21 protein-coding genes are annotated in these 20,567 nt (G+C 68.9%); 8 read left to right on the plus strand and 13 right to left on the minus strand.

Translation table 11 applies throughout. The features are described 5' to 3' along the window. The first annotated feature begins 172 nt into the window (after nt 1-172). Nucleotides 173-1,048: a DUF2272 domain-containing protein gene (locus tag AC3A6G_RS03800; protein WP_487858298.1), complete on the plus strand. Its 876-nt coding sequence runs from the start codon at nt 173-175 to the stop codon at nt 1,046-1,048. 187 nt (nt 1,049-1,235) lie between these two features. Here the strand turns inward: AC3A6G_RS03800 and AC3A6G_RS03805 are convergent, their stop codons facing one another. Further along, nucleotides 1,236-2,048 carry an IclR family transcriptional regulator gene (locus tag AC3A6G_RS03805; RefSeq protein WP_487858299.1) on the minus strand — a complete coding sequence of 271 codons (813 nt, stop codon included), beginning with the start codon at nt 2,046-2,048 and terminating at the stop codon, nt 1,236-1,238. Nucleotides 2,049-2,148: 100 nt separating this feature from the next. Here AC3A6G_RS03805 and AC3A6G_RS03810 point away from each other — a divergent pair, with 100 nt between their 5' ends. Both AC3A6G_RS03810 and AC3A6G_RS03815 read left to right on the plus strand, forming a co-directional pair. Further along, the gene (locus tag AC3A6G_RS03810; protein WP_487858300.1) at nt 2,149-3,792 is read left to right on the plus strand and encodes a GMC family oxidoreductase; all 1,644 of its coding nucleotides are present in this window, start codon (nt 2,149-2,151) and stop codon (nt 3,790-3,792) included. An 86-nt stretch (nt 3,793-3,878) separates the two neighbouring features. After that, nucleotides 3,879-5,201 carry an MFS transporter gene (locus tag AC3A6G_RS03815; RefSeq protein ID WP_487858301.1) on the plus strand — a complete coding sequence of 441 codons (1,323 nt, stop codon included), beginning with the start codon at nt 3,879-3,881 and terminating at the stop codon, nt 5,199-5,201. Here the strand turns inward: AC3A6G_RS03815 and AC3A6G_RS03820 are convergent, their stop codons facing one another. Genes AC3A6G_RS03820 through AC3A6G_RS03830 form a run of 3 tightly spaced genes read right to left on the minus strand, consistent with a single transcriptional unit; the run spans nt 5,202 to nt 8,634 of the window. Further along, the gene (locus tag AC3A6G_RS03820; RefSeq protein ID WP_487858302.1) at nt 5,202-6,461 is read right to left on the minus strand and encodes a class I SAM-dependent methyltransferase; all 1,260 of its coding nucleotides are present in this window, start codon (nt 6,459-6,461) and stop codon (nt 5,202-5,204) included. After that, entirely contained in the window at nt 6,458-7,255 is a 798-nt protein-coding gene (locus AC3A6G_RS03825) for a DUF1365 domain-containing protein (protein WP_487858303.1), read from the minus strand. The genes AC3A6G_RS03820 and AC3A6G_RS03825 overlap by 4 nt, the downstream gene beginning before the upstream one ends. Next, nucleotides 7,252-8,634, minus strand: a complete 1,383-nt coding sequence (locus tag AC3A6G_RS03830) for an NAD(P)/FAD-dependent oxidoreductase (protein WP_487873105.1) — start codon at nt 8,632-8,634, stop codon at nt 7,252-7,254. The genes AC3A6G_RS03825 and AC3A6G_RS03830 overlap by 4 nt, the downstream gene beginning before the upstream one ends. 117 nt (nt 8,635-8,751) lie before the next feature. On the opposite strand from AC3A6G_RS03830, the gene AC3A6G_RS03835 reads away from it, so the two are divergent. The 3 genes from AC3A6G_RS03835 to AC3A6G_RS03845 all read left to right on the plus strand — a co-directional run bounded on the left by AC3A6G_RS03835 (nt 8,752) and on the right by AC3A6G_RS03845 (nt 10,635). Then, nucleotides 8,752-9,414 (plus strand): sigma-70 family RNA polymerase sigma factor, encoded by a 663-nt coding sequence (locus AC3A6G_RS03835; RefSeq protein ID WP_487858305.1) that lies wholly within the window; start codon nt 8,752-8,754, stop codon nt 9,412-9,414. Beyond that, nucleotides 9,411-10,067 (plus strand): ChrR family anti-sigma-E factor, encoded by a 657-nt coding sequence (locus AC3A6G_RS03840; protein ID WP_487858306.1) that lies wholly within the window; start codon nt 9,411-9,413, stop codon nt 10,065-10,067. Before AC3A6G_RS03835 ends, AC3A6G_RS03840 begins: the two co-directional genes overlap by 4 nt. A 106-nt stretch (nt 10,068-10,173) precedes the next feature. Further along, nucleotides 10,174-10,635 carry a carboxymuconolactone decarboxylase family protein gene (locus AC3A6G_RS03845; RefSeq protein WP_487858307.1) on the plus strand — a complete coding sequence of 154 codons (462 nt, stop codon included), beginning with the start codon at nt 10,174-10,176 and terminating at the stop codon, nt 10,633-10,635. 1 nt (nt 10,636) lies between these two features. Here AC3A6G_RS03845 and AC3A6G_RS03850 read toward each other — a convergent pair whose 3' ends face one another. The 5 genes from AC3A6G_RS03850 to AC3A6G_RS03870 are packed head-to-tail and all read right to left on the minus strand — an operon-like array spanning nt 10,637 to nt 14,120. Then, on the minus strand, nt 10,637-11,053 hold the full coding sequence (locus AC3A6G_RS03850) for a DUF2177 family protein (RefSeq protein WP_487858308.1): 417 nt from the start codon (nt 11,051-11,053) through the stop codon (nt 10,637-10,639). A gap of 47 nt (nt 11,054-11,100) precedes the next feature. Then, nucleotides 11,101-11,733: a DUF6134 family protein gene (locus AC3A6G_RS03855; protein WP_487858309.1), complete on the minus strand. Its 633-nt coding sequence runs from the start codon at nt 11,731-11,733 to the stop codon at nt 11,101-11,103. After that, a complete protein-coding gene (locus AC3A6G_RS03860) occupies nt 11,730-12,539 on the minus strand; it encodes a DUF1295 domain-containing protein (RefSeq protein WP_487858310.1) in 810 nt (269 codons plus the stop codon). Before AC3A6G_RS03860 ends, AC3A6G_RS03855 begins: the two co-directional genes overlap by 4 nt. Continuing rightward, complete coding sequence (locus AC3A6G_RS03865) at nt 12,532-13,074, minus strand: DUF2878 domain-containing protein (RefSeq protein WP_487858311.1); 543 nt, start codon at nt 13,072-13,074, stop codon at nt 12,532-12,534. The genes AC3A6G_RS03860 and AC3A6G_RS03865 overlap by 8 nt, the downstream gene beginning before the upstream one ends. Then, a complete protein-coding gene (locus tag AC3A6G_RS03870; RefSeq protein ID WP_487873106.1) occupies nt 13,071-14,120 on the minus strand; it encodes an SAM-dependent methyltransferase in 1,050 nt (349 codons plus the stop codon). Before AC3A6G_RS03870 ends, AC3A6G_RS03865 begins: the two co-directional genes overlap by 4 nt. A gap of 105 nt (nt 14,121-14,225) precedes the next feature. Between AC3A6G_RS03870 and AC3A6G_RS03875 the strand changes: the two genes are divergently transcribed. After that, nucleotides 14,226-15,272, plus strand: a complete 1,047-nt coding sequence (locus tag AC3A6G_RS03875) for a LysR family transcriptional regulator (RefSeq protein WP_487858313.1) — start codon at nt 14,226-14,228, stop codon at nt 15,270-15,272. Here AC3A6G_RS03875 and AC3A6G_RS03880 read toward each other — a convergent pair. The 4 genes from AC3A6G_RS03880 to pdxR all read right to left on the minus strand — a co-directional run bounded on the left by AC3A6G_RS03880 (nt 15,190) and on the right by pdxR (nt 20,003). Beyond that, the gene (locus AC3A6G_RS03880) at nt 15,190-16,080 is read right to left on the minus strand and encodes an ABC transporter permease subunit (protein WP_487858314.1); all 891 of its coding nucleotides are present in this window, start codon (nt 16,078-16,080) and stop codon (nt 15,190-15,192) included. The two genes, AC3A6G_RS03875 and AC3A6G_RS03880, sit on opposite strands and share 83 nt — an antisense overlap. Continuing rightward, nucleotides 16,073-16,861 carry a taurine ABC transporter ATP-binding protein gene (locus AC3A6G_RS03885; protein WP_487858315.1) on the minus strand — a complete coding sequence of 263 codons (789 nt, stop codon included), beginning with the start codon at nt 16,859-16,861 and terminating at the stop codon, nt 16,073-16,075. Before AC3A6G_RS03885 ends, AC3A6G_RS03880 begins: the two co-directional genes overlap by 8 nt. Nucleotides 16,862-16,871: 10 nt before the next feature. After that, nucleotides 16,872-17,888, minus strand: a complete 1,017-nt coding sequence (tauA, locus tag AC3A6G_RS03890) for a taurine ABC transporter substrate-binding protein (protein ID WP_487873107.1) — start codon at nt 17,886-17,888, stop codon at nt 16,872-16,874. 594 nt (nt 17,889-18,482) lie between these two features. Beyond that, nucleotides 18,483-20,003 carry a MocR-like pyridoxine biosynthesis transcription factor PdxR gene (gene pdxR, locus AC3A6G_RS03895; RefSeq protein ID WP_487873108.1) on the minus strand — a complete coding sequence of 507 codons (1,521 nt, stop codon included), beginning with the start codon at nt 20,001-20,003 and terminating at the stop codon, nt 18,483-18,485. A gap of 117 nt (nt 20,004-20,120) precedes the next feature. Here pdxR and AC3A6G_RS03900 point away from each other — a divergent pair, with 117 nt between their 5' ends. Next, nucleotides 20,121-20,543: a nuclear transport factor 2 family protein gene (locus tag AC3A6G_RS03900; RefSeq protein ID WP_487873109.1), complete on the plus strand. Its 423-nt coding sequence runs from the start codon at nt 20,121-20,123 to the stop codon at nt 20,541-20,543. The last annotated feature ends 24 nt before the right edge of the window (nt 20,544-20,567 follow it).

The following is a 20,567-nucleotide window of genomic DNA, read 5'->3' on the forward strand; positions in this document are numbered from 1 at the left end:
ATGCTGCGGCGACATGCTGATTTCTCGCGCTTCATTTCGTCGCCCGTGCCGGGCCGCACGGGCCGCCGCCACGGGGTTGGTGCTGTTCGCATCGGCGGTCACCACTGCCGTCGCGGCATCCCGTTGCGCCGACACGGCCATCCAATTTCCGCCACCGCCGCGCGCGCTCTCCATGGCGGCCGCCGCCGAGCGCGAGCACGCAGCCTTCGGCGCGCAGGCGATGGATGCCGAAGGCCGGCTCATCGAATCGGGCTGGTCGGAGGCCGACGCCTCGCGCCCGCTGCGCATGGGCCCCGCGCCGTGGCAGCGGGTGCACGGCTACTGGCAAGCGGTGCCAGAGCGCCGCAGCGCGCTGCCGTCGCTGGTGCGCTTCGGCGCGCTGCGACCGGCCGACCGCACGCTGCTGCTGCAAGCGCTCAACCAGGCCAGCGCGGCGCACCTGCAAGGCCTCGGCGTGGGCCCCGAACAGGGCCTCGATGCCGCCGAACTGCATGCAATGACAACCGCAGTGAACCGCGTCGCCGCCATCGACACGCCGTGGTCGGCCGCCTTCGTGAGCTGGCTCGCGCGGGAGGCCGGCCTGGGCGCGGACGAGTTCGTTTTCTCCGAAGCGCATGTGGACTATGCCGGCGCCGCCTGGCAGGCCGGCGCCGCCGAGGCGGCCGGCCGCGAGACGCGCTACGCGATGCGCGCCTGCGACCTCATGCGCACGCCGCCACGCGTGGGCGACCTCGTCTGCCATGCACGCGCGGCCCGCGCCGGGCTCGACCGCTTCGAGAAGATCGGCGAAGTACTCGCCACGCGGCCTACGGGCGGCGAGCCGCTTCCGATGCACTGCGACGTGGTGGTCAAGGTCGATGCGCGCGGCTTCGAGGCCGTCGGAGGCAACGTGCTGCAGTCGGTCACGCGCAGGCGGCTCGACTTCGCACCCGGCACCCGAACACTCGATGCGAGCTACCAGCCCGACCACTGCGACCCCGCCGCCGCGGGCTGCGTCGACCGGCACATGAGCCGGCAGCCGTGGTCGTTGCTGCTGCAGTGGCGCTGAGGCGCGGGGACGGGGCGCAGGACGCGCTCAGGAACACACATGATCCGCTTGGATGATGTGCACGCCAGGCGCACGCACACCGCTTCGGCTCCTACGTCGCCGAACGGTCTCTCTCGTCGTGTGCGGCGAAAACTTCGCTGGCCGATCGGTACTGCCCTTGCTCCATCTCGCGATGGCCTGACTCACCTTACAGCAGCCCCGCCATGCGCCCCGCCGCCGCCTCCAGCGCACCGATGCGCGCCACCGCATCCGCCATCGACATGCGCGCCGTCGGCGCATGCACCGCAAGCGCGGCGCGCACCGCACCCGCCGCGTCGCGCACCGGCACGGCCACGGCCACGAGGCCGGCGATGAACTCCTCGCGGTCGCGCGAATGGCCGCGCCGCGCGATCTCGTCGCACTCGGCGCGCAGCGCCTCGGGCGTCATGAGCGTATTGGCCGTCATGCGTTCGAGCGGCAGGCTGTCGATGATCGTGTCGCGCGCCTTGTCGGGCATCAGCGCCAGAAAGAGCTTGCCGCTCGCGGTGCAGTGCAGCGGCACGTGCGAGCCGACGTCGAGCGTCAGGCGCAGCGGCCATTGCGCCTCGACCCGGTCGAGGTAGAGCACCTGCGCGCCGTCGAGCGTGGTGAGGTTGCAGGTCTCGCCGACCTCGCGCACCAGCGCGGCCAGCACCTCGTGGCGCAGGCCGCGCACCGTGCCGTGGTTCAGCGTGTCCAGCGCCAGCTGGCGCAACGCGGGCCCGACGATGAACGAGCGCTCGTCCACGTCGCGCGCCAGGAAGCCGGTGCCCAGCAGTTGGGTGCAGATGCGGTGCGCCGTGCCTTTGGGCAGGCCGAGCTGCGCCGCGAGCTCGGCGAGGGTCAGCGCCCGGCCCTGGTTGGCCAGCAGCGCCAGCAGGCGCAGGCTGCGCTCGGCGGATGAGCCGGAAGACGGCTCCTCGGGGGTCGCGGAATCGGAAGAACTACGCACTGCGGCGGACGCGCGCACGGGTCGTGGCATACGGGTAAACCTTAAAAGTGGAACGTTGCGTTCCGAAAAACATTAGCCTAGGATGCATCGCATTGCGGCGATTGTTCCATTGCCCGGGAGTGCGATACACATGCGTGACGAGGAGTTCGACTACATCGTGGTGGGTGCCGGCTCGGCGGGTTGCGTGCTGGCCGGCCGGCTCAGCGAAGACCCGGCCACGCGCGTGCTGCTGCTCGAAGCCGGCCCGGCCGACAAGTCGCTCTGGATCCACCTGCCCATCGGCTACGGCAAGACGATGTGGAGCTCCACCTACAACTGGCGCTTCGAGACCGATCCCGACCCGAACATGAACGGCCGGCGCATCTACTGGCCGCGCGGCAAGACGCTGGGCGGATCGAGCGCGATCAACGGCCTGATCTACATCCGCGGCCAGCGCGAGGACTACGACCACTGGGCCGCGCTCGGCAATCCAGGCTGGGGCTACGACGACGTGCTGCCCTATTTCATCCGCTCCGAAGGCAACCAGCGCGGCGCCAGCGCCTTTCATGGCGGCGACGGGCCGCTGAAGGTATCGGACATCGCGGCCCGGCACGAACTGATCGAGGCCTTCATCGAGGGCGCCGAACAGATCGGCGTGCCACGCACCGAAGACTTCAATGGCGCCACGCAGGAAGGCGCGGGCTACTACCAGCTCACCACGCACAAGGGCTGGCGCTGCAGCACGGCCAAGGCCTACCTGACGACAGCGAAGAACCGGCCGAACCTGCGCATCGCGACCGAGGCGCTGGCCACGCGGCTGGTGCTCGACGGCCGGCGTGCGGTGGGCATCACCTACCGCCAGGGCGGCGAGACGAAGACCGCGCGCTGCCGCGCCGAGGTGCTGCTCGCGGCCGGGTCGATCCAGTCGCCGCAGCTGCTGCAGCTCTCGGGCATCGGCCCGCGCGCGCTGCTCGAGCGCTTCGGCGTGCCCGTGGTGCACGACCTGCCCGGCGTCGGCGAGAACCTGCAGGACCACCTGCAGATCCGCCTCGGCTACGAGTGCGCCAAACCCATCACCACCAACGACCAGCTCAACTCCTGGTTCGGGCAGGCGAGCATGGGCATGGAATGGTTGATGCACCGCACCGGGCCGCTCGCGGTCGGCATCAACCAGGGCGGCTGCTTCATGCGCGCGCTGAAGGACGAAAGCGGCAACCCGGTGGCCGCCACGCCCGACATCCAGTTCCACGTGGCCACGCTCTCGGCCGACATGGCCGGCGGCAAGGTGCATCCGTATTCGGGCTTCACCATGTCGGTGTGCCAGTTGCGGCCCGAGTCGCGCGGGCATGTGCGCATCCGCTCGCTCGATGCGGCCGAGCCGCCCGAGATGCAGCCCAACTACCTGGCGACCGAACTCGATCGCGCCACCACGGTCGCGGGCATGAAGGCGGCGCGTGCCATTGCCGAGGCGCCCGCGATGCGGCCCTACGTGAAGCGAGAGGTGAAGCCAGGCCCCGAGGCCGCGAGCGATGCCGACCTGCTGGAGTTCTGCCGCAACAACGGCGCCACCATCTTCCATCCCACCGGCACCTGCCGCATGGGCAGCGACCCGCTCGCCGTGGTCGATGCGCGCCTTCGCGTGCACGGCGTGGCCGGGCTGCGCGTGATCGATTGCTCGGCGATGCCGACGCTGGTGTCCGGCAACACCAACGCGCCCGCCGTGATGATGGCCGAGAAGGCCGTGGACATGATCAGAGAGGACGCGATGGCGTCCATGACTGCGCTTCAGCTTTAGGTTCGGTCGGTGTGAGCTTGGAAGTCCGCTGAAGGCGCACGGCCCGCGAGAGGCCGCGACGAAGACAACCCAAAGGAGACAGGCAAATGAGCGCAACGGTCGAAGAGAGAAAGATCCGCAAAGTCGTGATATCGGCGCTGGTGGGCGCCACCATCGAGTGGTACGACTTCTTCCTGTACGGCGTGGTGGCCGGCATCGTATTCAGCAAGCTCTACTTCCCGGGCAGCGACCCGGTGGTGTCGACCATGCTGGCCTACACCACCTTTGCCGTGGGCTTCGTCACGCGGCCGCTGGGCGGCGTGATCTTCGGCCACTTCGGCGACAAGATCGGGCGCAAGAGCATGCTGGTCATCACGCTGATGATCATGGGCGTGGCCACCTTCCTGATCGGGCTGGTGCCTACCTATGCGCAGATCGGCATCGCGGCGCCGATCCTGCTGCTGCTGCTTCGCATTGCGCAGGGCATCGGCCTGGGCGGCGAATGGGGCGGCGCGGTGCTGATGGCGTACGAGTACGCGCCCAAGGGCAAGCGCGGCTTCTACGCGTCGCTGCCGCAGATCGGCCTGGCCATCGGCCTGTGCATGGCTTCGGGCGTGGTGGCGCTGCTGTCGTGGCTCCTGACCGACGAGCAGTTCATGGCGTGGGGATGGCGCATCGCCTTCCTGCTCTCGGGCGTGATGGTGATCGTGGGCATGTACATCCGGCTGCACGTGCAGGAGACGCCGGAGTTCGCCGCAGTGAAGGCGCGCAACGCCGAATTGCGCATTCCCTTCGTCGACATGCTGCGACGCTATCCGGGCAACGTGCTCAAGGGCATGGGCGCGCGCTATATCGACGGCGTGTTCTTCAACATCTTCGGCGTGTTCTCGATCAACTACCTGACCGGCACGCTCAAGATCAGCCGCACCGACGCGCTGCTGGGCGTGATGGCGGCGGCGGTGGTGATGATCTTCTTCATTCCCTTCTTCGGCCGGCTCTCGGACAAGATGGGACGCGGCAAGGTCTACATGTGGGGCTCGATCATCACCGCGGTGTCGGCGTTCCCGGGCTTCTGGCTCATGATGAACAGTGGTGGCAACGTGCTGCTGGTGTGGCTCGCGATCATCGTGCCGTTCGGCATCCTGTACGCCTCGGTGTACGGGCCGGAGGCGGCGCTGTTCTGCGACCTGTTCGACGCCAAGGTGCGCTACACGGGTATCTCGTTCGTCTACCAGTTCTCGGGCATCTTCGCCTCGGGCATCACGCCGATCATCGCCACCGCGCTGCTCAAGTCGGGCGGTGGCCAGCCGTGGCAGATCTGCATGTACGTGCTGTTCGCGGGCGCGGTGTCGGCGGCGTGCGCCTGGATGATCGGACGCTCGCCGGCCATCGAGGAAGCGCCGGCCGAGGCGGTGCAACCCGCACGCTAGCTATTCGGCGGGGCAGTGCCCGAGGGTGAACAGCCCGACGTCGACCCGGCCCGACAGGAAGCCCGCCTCGCAATAGCAGAGGTAGTACTCCCAGAGCCGCTTGAACGAGGCGTCAAAGCCCAGCGGCTCGATCGCCGGCCACGCCGCCAGGAAGCGGTGACGCCACTCGGCGAGCGTGGCCGCGTAGCTGCCGCCGAAGGATTCGGCACGCGCCAGCGTGAGCCCGGCGCGGGCCGCCTCGGCTTCGAGCGCGCCGACCGACGGCAGCATGCCGCCCGGGAAGATGAAGCGCTGGATGAAGTCGGGGCTGCGCCGGTAGCGCTCGAAGAATTCGTCGGCGATGGTGATCACCTGCACCACCGCCACGCCACCCGGCGCGAGGCGCTGGCGCAGCGTGTCGAAGTACACCGGCCAGTAGCGTTCGCCCACCGCCTCGAGCATCTCGATCGACACGATGCGGTCGTACTGCCCGCCGGCATCGCGGTAGTCCTGCAGGCGCAGGTCGACGCGCGATGCCAGCCCCTCTTCGTCGACCCGTTGCTGCGCATGCGCGAGCTGCTCGGTCGAGAGCGTGAGGCCGGTCACGCGCGCGCCGTGGCGGCCGGCCAGCGCCAGCGCCAGCGCACCCCAGCCGCAGCCGATCTCGAGCACGCTGTCGTCCGGCGCGGGCGCGAGCAACTCGGCGATGCGCGCGATCTTGGCCGCCTGCGCTTCTTCGAGCGTTTCGTCGCCGGTCGCGTAGAGCGCGCTCGAATAGATCATCCCGGGGTCGAGCCACTGGGCATAGAACGCGTTGCCCATGTCGTAGTGGAAGGCGATGTTCTGCCGGCTGCCACGGCGCGTGTTGGCGCGCAGGCGGTGCATCGCGCGGCCGAACCACCGCGCGGGCAGCGAGGCCTCGAAGGCACGGCCCCAGCCTTCTTCGTTGCGGATGCCGAACTCGAGCAGCGCCGTCAGGTCCGGACTCGTCCAGTCGCCGTCGCGGTACGACTCGGCCAGGCCCATGTCGCCGCGCAGCAGCATGCGCGCGAGCGGGCGCCAGCGGTGCAGGCGGATGGCCGCATGCGGGCCGTCGGCCGCGCCGCGCCCTTCCACGCGTTCGCCGTTCGGCAGCTCCACGGCGATGGCGCCGCAGCGCACGCCGCGCAGCAGTCGCACCAGCAGCCGGCGCAGCGGCCGGCGGGTCCAGGCGGCGGGCGGGCAATGGACATCGGCCTCGAGGTTGTTCGACGCGGAAGGGGTGGAGGTGGTCGTGTTCATGCGTCCTTGGTTCCAACAACAATGCTCACAGGCTGCGCAGGCGCGGGCGGACAGCTGCGAAAGCGCGCGCCCTTGACCCACAGCCGAAGTGCTTCCCAGTGGATGGCGCCCACCACCTTCAGCGTCAGCAGCGGATGCGAGAAGAAGACCCGCGCGAGCGTCGCATCGCCGAGCGGGCGGCGTTCGGCATCGAAGCGCGCGACCAGCAGCGGACCTTCGGCGTCCGACGCGGTGATGCCGATGCCGAGCCCGGGCCGCAGCCGGTCGGGCAACTCGACGCGGAAGGCATAGTGCATGTCGATGTCGAGAAATGGCGAAACGTGGAACTGCTTGGCGCACTGCTGCGCGATGCGCTCGCCGTGACGCTCGGCCTCGTCCACCGCGATGAGGTAGCTGTGCCGCTGGCCGAAGGTGTTGTTCACCTCGTAGAGCACCGCCTGCAGGCCGCCTTCGGGGTGGTCGCAGAAATACACGCTGAGCGGATTGAAGGCATGGCCGAGGATGCGCGGCATGCTGAGCAGCCGGATGGCGCCGCCGGTGCGCAGGCCCGCAGCGAGCAATTGCCGCTCGACATGCGCGCGCAGCCCGAGGCCGTCGCCCGCGCCATAGTCGCGCGCATGCAGGCTGAACAGGTTGAAACGGTCGAACGAGAAGAGCCGGAGCCTGCGCGACAGCGCCGGCAGCGCGTCGATGTCCACCAGCATCGAGAACACGCGGTAGCCGAGGCGGTGGCGCGCCGGGCGCAGCCGCTGGTGCATGACGCGGCCGACGTAGAGCGCGGCGTCGTCGTTCAAGCGGCTGCCTCCACGCGCTGGCGCGGCCGAAGGCGGATGCGGTCCGATTCGCCGGCCAGGTTCCATGGCCGGCGCACGCCGCCAAGCGCTTCGGCCACGGCCAGGCCGGCCTGCAGCCCGTCCTCGTGGAAGCCGGCACCGAAGTAGGCGCCGCAGAACCAGGTGCGGCGCTGCCCCTGCAGCGACCACAGTTCGTCCTGCGCGCGCATCGCATGCGGGTCGAACACCGGATGCTCGTAGACCTCGCTGCGCAGCATGTGACCGGGCGCGGGCTCGCGCACCGGGTTCAGCGTGAGGAAAAGCGGCGTGTCGTCGGCAATCCCCTGCAGCCGGTTCATCCAGTAGGTGACGCAGGGCGCTTCGGCGCGGCGGCGGTCGGCCGCGTAGTTCCAGCTCGACCAGACCGCGCGCCGCCGCGGCATCAGCGCCAGGTCGCTGTGCAGCACCGCGCGGTTGCGGCTGTAGCCGAAGGCGCCGAGCAGCCGCGTCTCGGCGGCACTCGGGTCGGGCAGCAGGCGCAGCGCCTGGTCGGCATGGGTGGCGATCACCACCTGGTCGAAGCGCCGCGGGGCGGCCGTTCCGTCGGTGCGCACCAACACCCCGCTGGCGTCGCGCCGCACTTCGACCGCGGCGCTGTCGAGCCGCAGCGGCTCGCCGATGCCTTCGATCAGCCGCGCCACATAGCGCGCGCTGCCGCCCGTGACGGTGCGCCACGCGGGCCGCTCGCCGAGGCTGAGCAGTTGGTGGTTCTCGCAGAAGCGCACGAAGGCTTCGGTCGGGTAGTCGCCCACGCGTGCGGCGGGCGTCGACCAGATCGCGGCGGCCATCGGGTACAGGTGGTCGTCGCGGAAGGCGCGGCCGTAGCCGCGCGCGTCGAGGTAGCTGTCGAGCGGCTGCAGGCCGAACCGCGCGGCATCGGCCGGCGCCTCGCGGTAGAAACGCACCAGCTCGCGCAGCATGGCCCAGAAGCGCGGCTTGACGAGGTTGGCGGGCTGCGCGAACAGCCCGCGCAGCCCGCTGCCCGAATACTCGAGCGCACCGTCGTCGAGGCTCACCGCGAACGACATCTCGGACGGCTGCGTCGCCACGCCCAGGTGCGCGAAGAGCGCCGTGAGGTTCGGATAGGCCGATTCGTTGTAGACGATGAAGCCGGTGTCGACCGCCACCGCCTGGCCGCCGGGCCCCGTCACCTGCACGGTGTTGCTGTGGCCGCCCGGCCGGCCATCGGCCTCGTACACGGTGACGCGGTGCCGCTGCGACAGCAGCCAGGCCGCCGCGAGGCCCGAGATGCCACTGCCGATCACGGCGATGTCGAGCGCGCTTTCACCCACGGTGCCAGGGGGCGGCAAGGAAGCGTCGGGGGCGGCGGCAACGGTCATGGAGGCTCCGGAAACAACATGTAGCCGCTTGTACGCAGCCGCTACCGATTTGGATTTGCCCGGGGGGTGCGCCGCATGCGCTGTGATCTAATCCCGCCGGCGGTGCGTAGGAGCAGCATGAACACCGTCCGACATGCCCAGGCACCGGTCCTCGCGCGGCCCCGATCGCGAGCGCCCTGGCTGTCGATGGTGACACTGCATCAGGGCCGCGACGCGATGCCGACAAGCGAAGAACTCAACTGCCTGGCCGAAGCCGTGGCGCGCCAGGGCGACAGGCAGGCCTTTGCCGCGCTCTTCAAGCATTTCGCGCCACGCGTGAAGTCGTACCTCATCCGGCTCGGCACCACCGAAGGTCTGGCCGAAGAACTGGCGCAGGAAGCCATGGTGAGCGTCTGGCGCAAGGCACCGAGCTTCGATGCGCGCCGCGCGAACGTCTCGACCTGGATCTTCACCATTGCGCGCAACCTGCGCGTCGACCATTTTCGCCGCATCGGCAATCGCCCCACGGCCGACGCCGACGAACTCGACGGCGATGCCACGCCCGACGACCTGCCCCAGCCCGACGACCTGCTGTTGACCCGGCAGCGCGAGGCCGGCGTGCGCGAGGCGATCGCCCAACTGCCGGCCGAGCAGGCGCACGTGCTGCGCCTTTCCTTCTTTGAGGAGCAGCCCCATTCGCAGATCGCCGAGACGCTCGGCCTTCCGCTCGGTACAGTCAAATCGCGCGTCCGGCTGGCCGTGCGCCATCTGCGCCGGCTGCTCGACGGATACGAACCATGACCATTCAACACCATCCTGCCGACGACCTGCTGCTTGCCCACGCGGCCGGCAGCCTCGAGCGCGGCCACGCGGTGGTCGTCGCGAGCCATCTGGAAGGCTGCGCGCATTGCCGCGAACGCATGCGCCTGCTCGAAGCCGCGGGCGGCGCGCTGCTCGACGCGTTGCCGCCCGAAGCCATGGCCCCCGATGCGCTCGCGCGCACCCTGGCCGCCATCGATGCACCGCCGCCACCACCGCGCCCGGCGCCCACCCCGGTGCCTCGGCCCGTGCTGCCGCCCGGCATGGCCTGGCCGCGCGCCCTGGCCGCCTGCCCGGCCACGCCCTGGCGCTGGCTCGGGCCGGGCATGCGCTGGAGCCGCGTCACGCTGCCCGACGATCCCGCGGCCAACGTCTTTCTGCTGCGCATCGCCGCGGGCAAGAACCTGCCGCTGCACACGCACAGCGATTCGGAGCTCACGCAGGTGATGCACGGCACCTTCCACGACGGCCGCGCACTGTTCGGCCCCGGCGACTTCGACGAGGGCGACGGGAGCTTCCAGCACCAGCCGGTGGTTCAGGCCGGCAGCGAGTGCATCTGCCTTGCGTCGGTGCGTGGACGGGTGCTGTTCGATGGGGTGATTGCGCGCACGCTGGGGGCGCTGGTGGGGATGTGACCGGGGGCGGTTGAAGAAAATCGTCTTTTTTGCGTCGACTGTCACAACGCCGAGCGCCCGCCCGTCTAAGAGGTATATCTCAACCTCAAGACCGAAGGAGTTCACCATGTCTCAAGCACGACTCGACTATCACGCCCTCGCGCCTGCGGCGGCCCGCGCCGGCGCCCAGTTCTCGTACGCCGCCGGCAAGACGCTGGACAAGCGCCTGCGAGAACTGATCAACCTGCGCATCAGCCAGATCAACGGCTGCGCCTTTTGCATCGACATGCACTGGGCCGACCTGGTCAAGCAAGGCATGGACCCCCGCCATATCAATGCGGTGGCCGGCTGGCGCGAGGCGGAGCGGTTCTTCGGCGAAGCCGAGCGCGCCGCGCTTAACTGGGCCGAGGCCGTCAACGCGGTGCCGCAGCGTACGCCCAGCGATGCCGACTTCGAGGCCGTGAGACGTCACTTCAGCGACGCCGAGGTCGCGGACCTCACCTTTGCGGTCTGCGCGATCCGCTCGTGGAACATGCTCAATGCCAGCTTCCACATGCAGGTGCCCGAGACGCCCTACGCGGCCGGCTGACTCAGCGCGCCGCGCCGAAGGTCAGCGCGGCCTTCGCGGCCGCGGCCGCCGATACGGCGGTCACGAAGGTGCCCCAGCACAGGTCGGCGATCGTCACGGTCCATGACCAATCCTTGAGCGTGGCCTGGTTGGTCAGGTCGTAGGTCGCATAGGCCAGGAGGCCGAGCAGCGCGCCGTGGCCCAGCGCGCTGAGCCAGCGCCCGCTGGCGAGCGCGGGCGATACCGCGAACACCACCACCCCGACGAGGTAGATCACGTAGAAAAGCACGGCCGGTGCGAGCGCGAAGCGTTCGAGCATCAGGTGGCCGAGCACCGGACGATAGAGCCGGTCGGCCATCGTGGTCAGCCAGATGGCGTCGAGCACCAGAAAAACCACGGCCGCGGCGAGGTAGGCGATGGCGAATTGCCGAAGGGACATGATGGAAAAACTCCTGTTGTTCGTGTGAAAGCCAAGAAGGCAAAAGATCACTTCAGGCGGTACGACAGCCTGCGCCCGCCCTCGACCGTCGAATCCAGCCCGAGCCATTCGCCCTCGGCCGAATACCAGACGTCGATCGGCTGCGCCGCGCCGTCGATGCGCCAGCGCATGGCCGCGATACTTTGGCCGCGCACCGCCAGCGTCCCGCCTGCCAACGGGCGGACCTGCACGCTCTCGTAGCGGCCGTTCTGCGCATTGAGCAGCCGCGCCTGGCGCTGGATGACGGGGTTCCAGTAGGCAAAGCTCATGACGCAGCCCGGCAGCGTCTGCGCGGCGGTGCCGGTGCCAACCGTCACGGCGAGCCCGTCGCCCGCGGGCTCGGCGCGCACCCGGCTCGTCTCGCCGTCGTCGTCGGTGCTTGCATCGAGCGTGCGCAGGCAGTCGCCGCGCCACTGTTCGACCGCACGGTGGCGGTAGCGGTACACGGTCAGGCCCAGCAGCTTGACGGCGAAGCCGGCCTCGCTGAGCACCTTGCGCGCTTCGGTCGGGCCCGTCACGCTGAAGCGGTGCTCGCCGATCGGCTTGTCGTCGAGGAAGACGCTGAAGTTCCATTCGTTCGCTTGTACGGCACAGGGCAGCGTCGCGCAGGCCAGCACGGCGACCCATTGCATTTTCGTCATGGTGTCTCCCTTCGCACAGGTCCGGGCAAGAACGCGTTGGTCCGCGCGATGTAGTCGCGGTAGGCCGGACGGCGTTCGGCAATGTCCTTCTCGAGCAGGCGCACGCCCGAAACCTTGAGCAGCAGCACCGTCATGAGCACGGGCGACACGATGCTCCAGGCGCCACCCCATCCCGCGCCGCCCATGGCCACGAGCCAGAGCCCCCACCAGACGCAACATTCGCCGAAGTAGTTGGGATGCCGCGTGTAGCGCCAGAGGCCGCGGTCCATCACCCGACCCTCGTTCGCGCGGTCGGCCTTGAAGCGCGCCATCTGCGCATCGGCAATGGCCTCGAAGCCCAGGCCGAAGGCGGCCAGCGCGAAGCCCGCGGCATCGAGGGCACCGAGCGCGCCCTGGCCGCGCATGCCGGCCAGCAGCGGCGCCGAGACGGTCCACGCCAGCACCGCCTGCAAGCCGAACACCAGGTACAGGCTCTTGAGCCCGAAATTCGGCTCGTTGCGCGCGCGAATCTCGCGGTAGCGCCGGTCTTCGCCGTGGCCCCAATTGCGCCAGGTGATGAACAGGCTCAGCCGCAGCGCCCATACCGCGGCGAGCAGCAGCATGCCAAGCCCGCGCAGCCCGGCCTGCGGCGGCAGCAAGAAGAAATACACCGCGCCCGCCCCCGCGATGCACAGCGACCAGATACGGTCGACCAGGCTTGCATCGTGCCGCGCCAGGCTCGCGAGCCAGGTGCCGAAGGCCAGCGTGGCAGTGAACGCGAGGCCAGCGAGCGCGGCGCCGACCAGGCCGAAGGAAACGTCAGGCATGTCGCGCCTCCGCCGACATCACGCCGTCGAAGCGCATCGACAACCGCACCAGGGCCGGCAGCAGCACCGCCCAGACCACCGCCAGCGTCAGCAGCGCGGGCTCGGCATGCACGAACTGCGCGCCGCCGAGCCGCACGCCCGAGACGAAGGACAGCGGCCCCACGATGGCCCCGAGCACCGCGGCCAGCCCAAGCCGCGGACGCAGCCAGCGCATCGTCACGTTGAGCGCGATGGCGAGCAGGCCCCACAGCGCGACGATCCAGTAAGGCGGCAACTGCGGCACCGGCTGGCCGGACGGATAGGCCACGTTGCCTTGCTGCACGATGGCCATCTCCACGGCCAGCCCAACCACGCAGGCCAGTGCCACGAGCCGCGCTTCCTGCGCGGGCCGGGCCGAAACCCACAAGTGCCAGCCGACGGCCGCCGCCACGCAAGCCGTACCGGCCAGCGGCATGCCATGCGCGGCGCCGAGCACCGCGGCGAACCAGGCCAGCTGGAACACGACGAAGTTCGCCACCTGCACCGAGGCCGTCATGCGCGCCGCTCGAAAAGATAGTGGCTCACCCACCAGCGCTGGCCAGCGTCGAAGCCGAAGAGCTCGGCCACCGATAGGAAGAAGAGCCGCCAGCGCGTCCACCACACATCGGCATCGTCGCCGTAGGTGGCCTTGAACAGCGGCAGCAGCATGGCGCGGTGCGCGTCCATGTTGCGCAGCCATTCCTCGGCGGTGCGCTGGTAGTGCGTGCCATCCCAGCGCCACTGGTCGAGCAGGCGCAGGTCGTCCTGGCAGCGCAGCGCGAGGTCGTCGCTCGGCATCATGCCGCCCGAGAAGAAGTGGCGGCTCATCCAGTCGCTCGCGTCGCGTTCGACAAAGGCATAGGGCGCGCCGCGGTGCGCAAAGACGTGCATGAAGAAGCGGCCATCGGCGCGCAGCCAGCGCGCCAAGTTGGCAAAGGCGCGCGGCCAGTTGCGCAGGTGCTCGAACATCTCGACCGACACGATGCGGTCGAAGCGCTCGGCCGTGTCGAAGTCGTTGAAGTCACGGGTCGCCACACTCAGGTTGTGCAGGTTGCGGCGCGCGGCTTCGGCCTCGATGTACGCGCGCTGCGAATGGGAGTTGGACAGCGCGGTGATCCGGCTGGCCGGATAGTGCTGCGCCATCCAGAGCGACAGCGAGCCCCAGCCGCAACCGAGCTCGAGCACGTCCTGTCCGTCCGACAGCCCGGCCCGGGCACAGGTCGCCGCGAGCGCCGCGGCCTCCGCCTGCGTCAGCGTCTCGACGCCTTCGGGCCAGAAACAGCTGCTGTACTTGCGGTGGCGGCCGAGCACCACGCCGAAAAAGCCCGCGGGAACCTCGTAATGCTGTTCGTTGGCCTTCTCGGGCAGGGGTGCGAGTTCGGCCGAGCGTATGCCGCGGATGAACTCCCGCGTCAGGTCGGCGGCCGGTGCCGCGGCACCGCCGTGCAGTTCGGCCAGCCGCGCCTTCAGCAGGCGGCGGATGCCGAGCCGCAGCAGGCGATCGGGCACCAGGCCCTGCTCCACCGAGCGGATGGCAAATTCAGCGGTTTGCGACATGCGCATGGCTCCTTGTTCGCGGCCCCGGGGCGTGGTGCCGGCACGCGCTATACGCAGGAATGGGCCTGCCGGATCTGCGGCCTTTGCGGGAACTGGAACAATGCGGCCACCATGGACGGCCTCGATCTCATCAAGACATTTCGCGAAGTCGCGTTCCGGCGCAGCTTCTCCCGCGCAGCCATTTCCCTCGGCATGTCGAAAGCCACGGTGAGCCGCTACGTGGCAGAGCTGGAGCAGCGCAGCGGCGTGCGCCTGCTCAACCGCTCCACGCGCTCGCTGAGCCTGACCGACGCCGGGCAGGTGCTGCTCGATCGCAGCACCGAGCTGGTGGCGATGGCCGAGAACACGCTCAACGACCTGCAGGCGCACGGTGCGCATCCGCGCGGACGGCTGCGCATGAGCGCGCCGCACGGCCTGATCGCAGGCTGGCTCTCGGACGTGATTGCCGAATTCATCCAGCGCTACCCGGACGTGTACGTGAGCCTGGTGTTCACCAACAGCGCGGTCGACCTGATCGAGGAAGGCATCGACATCCACCTGACAGGCGGGCGCATCGACGACATGAACCTGATCGTGCGCCGGCTGGTGCAGTTCGAGATGGTGGTCTGCGCCAGCCCCGCCTACTGGGCCCGGCGCGGCATGCCGCAGGTGCCCGAAGACCTGGGCCGGCACGACGTGCTGAGCTATTCGGCGGCGCCCACCTCGCACCTGCCGTTCGAAACCGGCGGTAAGGCCTACGAGGTGCCGGTGCACAGCCGCATGGAAGCCAACGACGCCCTCGCGCTCATCGAACTGGCGCTGCGCGGCGCCGGCGTGGCCTATGTGCCCGAGCCGCTGGCGCAGTCGCACCTGGAGCGCGGGGCGCTGGTGCCGGTGCTGCGCGAGCACATGCCGCACGACCACTGGCTGTACGCCGCCTATTCGCAGCGCCGCCACAACAGCGCGGCGATGCGCGCGATGCTCGACTTCCTGGAACAGTCGATGCTGCCGGCCGTGGGCAGCGTCGCCGGCAGCGCGCCAGTGCTGTCGGCGATCCCGGCGCTGCAGCCGGTGTTGCCGCCGCGGCCGGCGCCTACTACATGCGCCCTTTCCAGGGCACCAGACGTCGCTCGAGCCAGCGCATCAGCAGGTCGAAGAGGTACGCCACCACGCCAATGACGATGATGCCCATGATGACGATGTCGGTGCGAAGGAAGTTCGACGCATTGAGCACCATCTGGCCCAGGCCCATGTTGGCGGCCACCATCTCTGCCGCGACCAGCGTGGTCCAGCCGAAGCCGATCGCGATGCGCATGCCCACCAGGATGTCCGGCAGCGCCGACGGCAGGATCACGTGCCGGATCACCTGCACGTAGCTGGCACCCATCGAGTAGGCCGCATTGATCTGCTCCTGCGAGGCGCTGCGCATGCCGGAGCGCGCGGCCAGCGCGAGCGGCGCGAAGCAGCTCAGGAAGATCAGCAGCACCTTCGGCAGCTCGTCGATGCCGAACCAGATGATGATCAGCGGCAGGTACGCGAGCGGCGGCAGCGGCCGGTAGAACTCCAGCGGCGGATCGAAGATGCCGCGCCAGACGCGGCTCATGCCCATCGCGATGCCCACCGGAATGGCCGTGACGCAGGCCAGCAGGAAGGCCGAGAACACGCGGAACATGCTCGCGAGGAAGTGCTGCCACAGCGGTTTGTCGTTGGCCTGGCCCGTGAGGTATTCGTGGAACTGCTGGAACACGGCTTGCGGCGACGGCAGGAAGAGCGGCTTGACCCAGCCCATGTTCGTGACGAGGAACCACAGCGCGATGAGCCCCGCCACGGTGACCACGCTGATGGTCACGCTCGAGCCCTCGCCGGGCACCTTGAAGGCGCTGGTCTTGAGCTGGGTGCCGGCCGCCACCGGCGGCGGCGCAGCGGGCCGGGTGGGTGGGGTGACGACGGTGGCGGAAGGTGTTGTTGCCATGGTGGCCTCAGGCATGTTCGGCCTCGCGGTGGTGAATGATCGAGAGCACCTCCTCGCGCATGCGGATGAACTCGGGCTCGGACTTGACCTTGCGCGAATCGCCGTGCGCGAGGAACTGGCGCGAGAACGGCACGTCGTCGTAGATGTGCGAGATGCGCCCCGGGCTCGGGCTCATCACGATCAGCCGCGTCGCGAGGAACAGTGCTTCTTCGACCGAGTGGGTGATGAAGAACACCATCTTGTTCGACGTCGACCAGGCCTTCAGCAGGATCTCCTGCACCTGCTCGCGCGTGAAGGCGTCGAGCGCCCCCATGGGTTCGTCCATGAGCAGCACGGCGGGGTCGCTGGCCAGCGCGCGAGCGATGCCCACGCGCTGCTGCATGCCGCCCGAGAGTTCGTAGACGGCGCGGTCGGCGTACTTCTGCAGGCCGACCAGCGCCAGTTTCTCTTCGGCGACGCGGTCGCGCTCGGCCTTGCCGACGCCGGCGAGCCGCATGCCCAGGGCCACGTTGTCGCGCACGTCGAGCCAGGGCATGAGCGCATGCTTCTGGAACACCACGCCGCGGTCGGCGCCAGGGCCGACCACGGGTTGGCCATCGAGCAGGATCTGCCCACTGGACGGCGGCAGGAAGCCCGCGATGCAATTGAGCAGCGTGGTCTTGCCGCAGCCCGAGGCGCCCAGTGCGACGACGAAGTCGCCATCGCGCATGGTGAGGTTGACCGGCGCCAGCGCCTGCAGCGTGCCGCCCTTGACGGCGTAGTTGACCGTGAGGTCGCGGATGTCGAGCGTGGGCATGGGGGGTGCCTTACTTGGCCATCGCCTTCTCGACGTAGGTGGTGGTTACGAAGGCCGCGTAGTCGGGTTTGACTTCCTGCACCCGGCCCTGCTCCTTCAGGAAAGCCGCCGTGCCCGCCATGGCCTTGGCCGCGCCGCCGCCCAGCCAGGTGGGAGACACCTGCTCGGCCATGGTCGGGAAGCTGTAGAGCGCCATCACCGCGCCCACGTTCTTCGGGTCGGCCTTGGTCCACTTGGCCATCGCCTTGGTCTGCGGCGAATCGGGCGTCCAGCTCTTGCCGGAGGCCTTGTACTCCTCGTTCGCACGGTTCAGCGCCTTGACGAAGGCGATCATGAACGGCTCGTTCTCGGCCGCCCACTTGGCGTTGACCACGATGCCCTCGAAGGTCGGCGCACCGCGCTGGCCGATGCTGCCAGAGGTGGCGATGACCTTGCCGTTCGAACGGATCTTGGAAAGCACCGGGTCCCAGATGAAGGTGGCGTCGATGTCGCCGCGCTCCCAGGCGGCCGCGATCTCGGGCGGGCGCATGTTCATGACGTTGACCTTCCTCGCGTCGACGCCTTCCATCTTCATGCCGGCCATGAGCTGGTAGTGCGCGGTCGAGACGAAGGGCGTGGCGACCTTCTTGCCGGCCAGGTCCTTCATGCTGTTGATGCCCGATGCGTTGCGCGCCACGAGCGCCTCGGCATTGGCGATGTCGGCCGAGATCCAGAACAGCTTGATGTCCTGCCCCTGGCTGGCCGCGGCGGTGAGCGGGCTCGAGCCCGTTTCGCCCATCTGCACGTCGCCCGAGGCCATGGCGCGGATCACGTCGCCGCCGCCCGAGAACATCCGCCAGTTGATCTTGTAGCCGGTGGCCTTCTCGACCTCGCCCGATTCCATGACGAGCCGCAGCGGCACGAGCATGTCCTGGTGCGCGAAGGTGAGTTCCTTTTTGCTCTGTGCGAAAGCGGAGCCTGCGCACAGCATGGCAGCGGCAGTGAGGGTGGCTGCGCATTTCAGGGAGAGACGGCGGGACGTGGTCATTTCTTTTCCTCCGGGTGATGGTGGTGAAGCTGGGCGGACTTTGCACCCGTTGGCGCTCGGGAGGAAGTACCAGCATCGGGGGGAGGATGGAGCCAGGGGGTTGGGAAATACCCTCGTTCTGGTGCGTTGGGGATGGGGCGCACGGCCTCGGTGCGCTCGTTCCCTCTTTTTCCCTCTCCCTCCGGGAGAGGGTCAGGGTGAGGGCAGGCAGCGTTGGCAGAGACGCGCTTTGTCCACCGCAGTTGCCCTCACCCCAGCCCTCTCCCGGAGGGAGAGGGAGCAAGGCAGCCGAGCGAAGCAAAGGCTCTGGTGAATATTCGGGGCCGAGCGAAGCGATGGCCCGTGGGGGCCCACCCCTTCTGGCTGTGCCGAGGAGCGCAGGCGGAGGCGGGATCAGGGCCGCAGCTGTTTGAGCGAAGCGAGTTCTGCGGACCCCCGCCGCAGCCGAGCACCGCAGGTTGCCCGTAGCGAAGCGGAGGGACACAGACAGCAGGGTCGCCTTTTCTTTGCTTACTTTCTTTTGGCGAAGCAAAAGAAAGTGAGTCGCCCGCCGGGGCGAAACCCGGCCTCAGGCAACAAACGAAACCAACAGCCTCAATGCGCCCGAACCTCCCCCCGCGCCAACGCCAACTCCTCGAACGCCGCTCCCAGCGCCTGGATCCCCGCCAGAATCTGTCCCGCCGCAATCGATGACAACCGCAGCCGGAAGAAGGGACACGGATAAGGCGGCTTCGCAAAGAACACGTCCCCCGCCTCGATCAGCACGCCATGGCTGCGCGCCATCAGCGACAGTTCCCCCGCATCCACCCACGCAGGCGCCCGCACCCAGATCGAGGCCCCGCCCTGCGGCAGCGTGAAATCGAACTCCGGCAGATGCTCGCGCAGGGCCTTGGCGGCGATCGCGAGCCGATCCTGCATCGCGGCATTCACGCGCCGCGCATGCGACTCGTGGTGGCCGAGCGAAAGGAACAGCGCATAGGCATGCTGCAGGAACGCGCTCGGGTGCCGCACCATCGCGTGGCGGATCAGCCGCAGTTCCTTGATCAGCGCGCGCGGCGCCACGATGAAGCCGAGCCGCAACGCGGGCGAAAGGCTCTTGGACACCGAGCCCACGTAAATGACCCGGCCCGTCTTGTCGAGGCTCTTGAGCGCGGGCATCGGCGTGCCCTCATAGAGGTTTTCGGCCTCGTAGTCGTCCTCGATGATGACGAAGTCCTGCAGTTCGGCCTTGCGCAGCAGCCACTGCCTGCGCTCCAGGCTCAGCGTGGCGGTGGTCGGGCTCTGGTGCGACGGGGTCACGAAGAGGTAGTCGGCCGCCGGCAGCGCATCGACGACCAGGCCCTCGTCGTCGACCGCCACCTCGACCCACTTGGGGTTGCGCATCGAGAAGCTGTTGCGCGCATGCGGATGGCCGGGCTCCTCGAGGCCGACGCGCGTCTGCTCGCCGAATAGCGCATCGGCCAACAGGTAGTACGCATGCTGCGCACCGAGTGTGACGAGGATCTCCTCCTTCAAGGCAAACACGCCGCGCTTGGGCAACAGCCGCGTGCGGATCTGTTCGATCAGCTCGGGCACGTCGTCGGTCTCGAAGTCGGGCGTCCAGTGCGGCAGCTGCGAGCGCGCCAGGCTGCGCGCACAGCATTCGCGGAAGTCTTCGGTCGGAAAGAGCTGCGGGTCGTAGTTGCCGTAGACGAAGGGGTACGGATAGTCGCGCCAGCGGTCGGGCTTGGAAAGCGTGGGCTTGTCCTGCAGCGAGCGCAGCACGCGCGCCGGCCAGTCGGGCGGCTGGCTCGACTGGCCGCTGCGCCCCACCAGCGGCTCGGCATGCGCGGCCGACAGCGGGCGGGCATTGCGCGCCACGAACACGCCGCTGCGCGGACGCGCCTCGAGGAAGCCTTCGTCGATCAGCTGCAGGTAGGCCGAAGTGACCGTGTTGCGGCTCAAACCGAGCAGCGTGGCCAGTTCGCGCGACGAGGGCAATGACGCGCCGGGACTCAGGTGGTCTTCGAGGATCGCCTGCACGACGGCGGCACGCAATCGACCCTGCAGCGGCAGCGCGGGTTGGTCGGGCAACGCGAAAAGCTGCGCCCACTGGGTCGCTCGGTGGTTGGCCATAGGCGCCGCAGTGTAGGGCAAGGGCTGCGTTCTGGCTCGGTCGAATTCCCCCATCTGGCCCTATCGCCCGGCGAGCGTGCTGCCTACGCTTGCAGCATTCAATTCAGGAGCCCTTGCGTGACTGCACTGCCATCTTCATCCCCAGTCGATTCATCCACCGTGACCACCGACACCCTCGCCGAGTTCAGCGACGCCTGGAACCGCCACGACATCGACGCGCTGATGTCCTTCATGACCGACGACTGCATCTTCCAGACCGCCGCCGGCCCCGATGCCTGCGGCACGCGCCACGTCGGCACCGAAGCGGTGCGCCGCGCCTTTGCCGCAGCCTGGGAGGCGGTGCCCGATGCGCAGTGGACCAACGGCAAGCACTTCGTGCAGGGCGACTTCGGCACCTCGCAATGGACCTTCACCGGCACCGCGGCCGACGGCGGCCGCATCGAGAGCGACGGCATCGACGTGTTCACGTTCCGCGGCGGAAAGATCCACCTGAAGAACGTGTTCCGCAAGGCACGCCCCAACCTGCCCGCTGCCAAGTAGCCGCCGCGGAGCCACCCCATGACC

This window comes from Variovorax sp. Soil_C_26, assembly GCF_057657075.1.

Excerpts from the sequence above, each read along its gene's own strand:
- AC3A6G_RS03865 (WP_487858311.1), bottom strand. The coding sequence starts at position 13,074 with ATGACGGCCTCGGTGCAGGTGGCGAACTTCGTCGTGTTCCAGCTGGCC.
- AC3A6G_RS03835 (WP_487858305.1), top strand. The coding sequence starts at position 8,752 with ATGAACACCGTCCGACATGCCCAGGCACCGGTCCTCGCGCGGCCCCGA.
- tauA (WP_487873107.1), bottom strand. The coding sequence starts at position 17,888 with ATGACCACGTCCCGCCGTCTCTCCCTGAAATGCGCAGCCACCCTCACT.
- AC3A6G_RS03885 (WP_487858315.1), bottom strand. The coding sequence starts at position 16,861 with ATGCCCACGCTCGACATCCGCGACCTCACGGTCAACTACGCCGTCAAG.
- AC3A6G_RS03830 (WP_487873105.1), bottom strand. The coding sequence starts at position 8,634 with ATGACCGTTGCCGCCGCCCCCGACGCTTCCTTGCCGCCCCCTGGCACC.
- AC3A6G_RS03800 (WP_487858298.1), top strand. The coding sequence starts at position 173 with ATGGCGGCCGCCGCCGAGCGCGAGCACGCAGCCTTCGGCGCGCAGGCG.
- AC3A6G_RS03870 (WP_487873106.1), bottom strand. The coding sequence starts at position 14,120 with ATGCGCATGTCGCAAACCGCTGAATTTGCCATCCGCTCGGTGGAGCAG.
- AC3A6G_RS03840 (WP_487858306.1), top strand. The coding sequence starts at position 9,411 with ATGACCATTCAACACCATCCTGCCGACGACCTGCTGCTTGCCCACGCG.
- AC3A6G_RS03820 (WP_487858302.1), bottom strand. The coding sequence starts at position 6,461 with ATGAACACGACCACCTCCACCCCTTCCGCGTCGAACAACCTCGAGGCC.
- AC3A6G_RS03845 (WP_487858307.1), top strand. The coding sequence starts at position 10,174 with ATGTCTCAAGCACGACTCGACTATCACGCCCTCGCGCCTGCGGCGGCC.
- AC3A6G_RS03875 (WP_487858313.1), top strand. The coding sequence starts at position 14,226 with ATGGACGGCCTCGATCTCATCAAGACATTTCGCGAAGTCGCGTTCCGG.
- AC3A6G_RS03860 (WP_487858310.1), bottom strand. The coding sequence starts at position 12,539 with ATGCCTGACGTTTCCTTCGGCCTGGTCGGCGCCGCGCTCGCTGGCCTC.
- AC3A6G_RS03810 (WP_487858300.1), top strand. The coding sequence starts at position 2,149 with ATGCGTGACGAGGAGTTCGACTACATCGTGGTGGGTGCCGGCTCGGCG.
- AC3A6G_RS03815 (WP_487858301.1), top strand. The coding sequence starts at position 3,879 with ATGAGCGCAACGGTCGAAGAGAGAAAGATCCGCAAAGTCGTGATATCG.
- AC3A6G_RS03805 (WP_487858299.1), bottom strand. The coding sequence starts at position 2,048 with ATGCCACGACCCGTGCGCGCGTCCGCCGCAGTGCGTAGTTCTTCCGAT.
- pdxR (WP_487873108.1), bottom strand. The coding sequence starts at position 20,003 with ATGGCCAACCACCGAGCGACCCAGTGGGCGCAGCTTTTCGCGTTGCCC.
- AC3A6G_RS03850 (WP_487858308.1), bottom strand. The coding sequence starts at position 11,053 with ATGTCCCTTCGGCAATTCGCCATCGCCTACCTCGCCGCGGCCGTGGTT.
- AC3A6G_RS03855 (WP_487858309.1), bottom strand. The coding sequence starts at position 11,733 with ATGACGAAAATGCAATGGGTCGCCGTGCTGGCCTGCGCGACGCTGCCC.
- AC3A6G_RS03880 (WP_487858314.1), bottom strand. The coding sequence starts at position 16,080 with ATGCCTGAGGCCACCATGGCAACAACACCTTCCGCCACCGTCGTCACC.